3 protein-coding genes are annotated in these 3,796 nt (G+C 63.6%); all 3 read right to left on the minus strand.

Annotated features, from left to right (window positions below):
* Positions 1-21: 21 nt before the first annotated feature.
* Positions 22-903: a branched-chain amino acid ABC transporter permease gene (locus AC1VTH_RS07285; RefSeq protein ID WP_481335481.1), complete on the minus strand. Its 882-nt coding sequence runs from the start codon at positions 901-903 to the stop codon at positions 22-24.
* Positions 904-1,095: 192 nt separating this feature from the next.
* On the minus strand, positions 1,096-2,343 hold the full coding sequence (locus tag AC1VTH_RS07290) for an ABC transporter substrate-binding protein (protein ID WP_481335482.1): 1,248 nt from the start codon (positions 2,341-2,343) through the stop codon (positions 1,096-1,098).
* Positions 2,344-2,900: 557 nt separating this feature from the next.
* On the minus strand, positions 2,901-3,796 hold an 896-nt coding region (locus tag AC1VTH_RS07295; protein WP_481335483.1), incomplete at its 5' end, for a lipid II flippase MurJ.

Below are 3,796 nucleotides of genomic sequence, written 5' to 3' on the forward strand. Positions count from 1 at the left end.
ATGCTGGTATCTGCCATGGCGCTACACCTTCTCCCTGACGGTCTTGCCAAGCAGGCCGCTCGGCTTCACGAGCAGCACAACGATGAGGACGCCAAACACGATGGCGTCGGCGAGCTGGGTGCCCACGTAGGCCTTGGCGAAGATCTCAATGACGCCCAGGACGAGGCCGCCCACGAAGGCGCCGGGGATCGAGCCGATGCCGCCGATGACGGCGGCGGTGAAGGCCTTGATGCCGGGAAGCGACCCCGTGGTGGGGATCAGCGTGGGATAGGCCGAGCACATGAGCACGCCGGCGATGGCGGCCAGGCCCGAGCCAATGGCGAACGTGAGCGAGATGGTCGAATTCACGTTGATGCCCATGAGCGTGGCGGCGCCACGGTCCTCGGAGCAGGCGCGCATGGCCTTGCCCATGCGGGTCTTGCCGGTGAAGGCCGTGAGGGCGATCATGACGACGATGCCCGAGAGCACGGTGACGATCGTGATGGCGCTGATGACGAGCTGGCCGTCGAACAGGCTCACGCTGGGCAGGTCGACGACGCTCGGGAACGACTTGGTGTCGGAGCCCCAGATGAGCAGCGCGGCGTTCTGCAGGAAGTAGCTCACTCCGATGGCGGTGATCAGGACGTCGAGCGACGGGGCGTTGCGCAGCGGCTTGTAGGCCAGCCGCTCGACCACGATGCCGAGCACGGTGCACGCCACAATCGAGAGCAGCACGCCCACGCCGGTGGGCAGGCCCAGGTAGTTAACGGCACAGAAGCACACGTAGCCGCCAACCATGATGATGTCGCCGTGGGCGAAGTTCAGCATCTTGGCGATGCCATACACCATGGTGTAGCCCAGCGCGATGATTGCGTAAACGCTGCCCAGCGACAGGCCGTTGATGAGGTTCGTCAGAAGGCCCATGTCATGCCGCCTCCTTTCAATTCGCGCTGCCGGTAACGCCTCCGAAATGGGGTGGACACGCCCCGGCAACTTCTCTTTCCTACCGACGAGCGGGGACCATCGCGCAGATGGCCCCCGCTCGCTCTGTCAATAGATTACGGACGACGCGACTCAGACGAGGCGCGCGAGACGCCCGTCCGCGACGACGCTGAACTAGTCCAACGGCTGGTACACGCCGTCCTTGATGACCATGCCCTTGGGCTCCTTGGAGACCTCGCCCGTGTCCTTCCAGGTGACGTTCTCGCCGGTGAGGCCGGAGTAGGTGTAGCCATCGACGATGGCGGCCTTGAGCTTGTCGCAGATGTCGGAGGCGCTCATGTCGGGCGTGCAGCCGGTCTTCTCGAGCAGCTCCTTAACGACGTAGATGCAGTCATAGGCGTCGGCGGCGAACTGAATCGGGTCGTCACCGTAGGCGTCCTTGTAGGCCTTCGTGAACTTGGAGGTCTTCTCGTCGGTGGCGGTGGCGACGAACGGGGTCAGCGGCATGAGACCCTCGGCGAGCTTGGTGTCGAAGCCCTCGACCGTCAGGATGCCGTCCATGCCGTCGCAGCCAAAGAAGCCGGGGGCATAGCCCATGCCGTCGGCCTGCTTGAGAATCAGCGCGGCGGGGGTGTAGTAGATCGGCAGGAAGACAAGGTCGGCGCCGTTGTTCTTGGCGTCGTTGAGCTGCACGGAGAAGTCGTTGGCGGAGTCATCCGTGAAGGTCGTGGTCGAGACGATGTTCAGGCCCTGGTTGGCGGCCTCGGCCTCGAACTTCTTGTAGATGCCCGTGGAGTAGGCATCGGAGTTGTTGTAGATGACGGCGATCTTGTTCTCCTTGCTCAGGGCCTTCTTGGCGAGGTACTGAGCGGAAGCGGTACCCTGGTTGGGGTCAGTGAAGCACATCTGGAAGACGTTGTCCTTGCGCGGGGTCGTGACGTTGCCGTCGACGTCCTCCTGGCCACCGATGACGTCGTTGGAGCTGGCCGACGGCGTGATCTCGAACACGTTGTCGGCGTTGGTCTCGGCGGAGACGGCCACGCAGGGAGCGGTGGTCGTGGCGCCAACGAGGACCTGCAGGCCCCAGTCCTTGAGGTTGTTGTAGGCGTTGACGGACTTCTCGGGATCGTGCTCGTCGTCCTGGCAGTTGTGCTCGAACTTGACCGAGCCGCCGGCGGCGTTGATCTCGTCGACGGCGAGCCGGGCACCGTTCTTGGTGGCGTTGCCATAGATGGCGGCGGCACCGGTCAGCGGGCCGATGTTGCCGATCTTGAAGGTGTCGGCCGAGTCGCTGCTGGAAGAGCCAGCGCTCGAGGAACCGGAGTTGCCGCAACCGGCGAGGCCAGCGACGCTTAGAATGCCCGCAGCACCAGACAGCTTCACGAAGTTCCTACGGGACATGCCAAAACGATTGGACTCCATCTTTCATCCTCCTCGATGCGTGGCCTTTAGCGATTGACTGACACGCGCGGGGAAGGCCTACCCCGTTTGTGTTGGTTGAACTCAATAGCGGCAAGTAGTTGTATTTATCAGCACTTTTTTCAACAGCCCGCCGTGTTTTAACCGCGCCGTAATAAACGTGTCTGACGGCGAGCGGCCCCATATTTGGGTGAACGGTAAAGTCGCAGCGTGACGGGTCTGCGGCGGCCTCTGCGGCGCTGGGTTCAACGTTGGTGGTACGGCTGCGGGGCGAGATTGTTGCGGCCGTCTCGGCCACGCATCGGGGGGACGGATCTGCTGACACGCGGCTCTGCTCGGCCACGTCGGCGCAAGCGAGGCTGATTAGTGTACACAAGTTGGCAAATTAACTGCTATCAAGGCTCAAATCGGCCTGTTTTGCCAACCTACGCTCACTAATCGAACGAGCATGACCCTTCTTAAGCAAAAGCGCCGCGGGCTCAAAGCCCACGGCGCTCGAAGGACGGTATTTGGCTGTGGCTCGCCCCCAGCATTGGAGGCTGGCAGGGAAACGCCCTCCCCTAGCGGTGGAGCTTGGCGGCGAGACGGCGCACCATGCCGGTGAGGAAGTCGACCTCGGTCAGGCGCAGCAGCATCGCCGCGCCAAAGGTCACGGCAACCGCGACGACGCCTCCGCATGCAAGAATCACCAGCGCGTGCCCAGCGGTGAGCGAGCCCGCGCCTCCCAGCAGGTGGCTGATGAGCGCTCCCGCGGCGGCACCCAGCAGGCCCAGAGCCACGGCGCGCAGACTGCTCTTGATGAAGCCCGCGAGGTAAACGCCCTCGATATCCCGGCGAATCTGCGCCAGCGAAATGACGTCGAGCAGCACCATGTAGACAAAACTACCCAGCGACACGGCGTGGATGCCCAGGATGGGCGTGGCCCAGATGGTGAAGACCACCTGCGCCACCGAGGCGATGACGTTGGCCACGGCAAACGGCACCATCTTGCGCATCGACGAGAAGGCCTTCTGGAAGAAGGTCGACAGACCGTAGAACGGCAGGCACAGGGCCAGGCTCGAGAGGTAGGCGGCCGTGAGCTCGGCGCTCTGGGCGTCGAACTGGCCAATGCGCAGCAGGCTCATGAGCGGGCGCGAGAACACGATGAGGTAGAGCATGAACGGGATGAGCACGAACATGATCTGGCTCATGCCCGACGAGAGCTGACGGGCGTAGCGCGCCCGGTCGCCCTTGGCGAACGACTCGCTCATCTCGGTGAACATGGCAACCGTGATGGGCACCGCGAAGACCGCGTAGGGCAGCGTGTACCACAGGCGCGCGTAGTAGGTGACCGAGCTGCCCTGCTCGGGCACGGCGACGAGCGCCATCGACGTCATGACCGAGACGGTCACAAACGAGCAGGCCGTGGCAACGAGGGTGGGGGCGCCGAGCTTGACGGTGTCGAGCAGGGCGGGGT

Source organism: Parolsenella sp. (assembly GCF_982402205.1).

Bases quoted from the DNA above. Each gene is read 5' to 3' on its own strand.
- AC1VTH_RS07290 (WP_481335482.1), bottom strand. From the start codon at position 2,343: ATGGAGTCCAATCGTTTTGGCATGTCCCGTAGGAACTTCGTGAAGCTG.
- AC1VTH_RS07285 (WP_481335481.1), bottom strand. From the start codon at position 903: ATGGGCCTTCTGACGAACCTCATCAACGGCCTGTCGCTGGGCAGCGTT.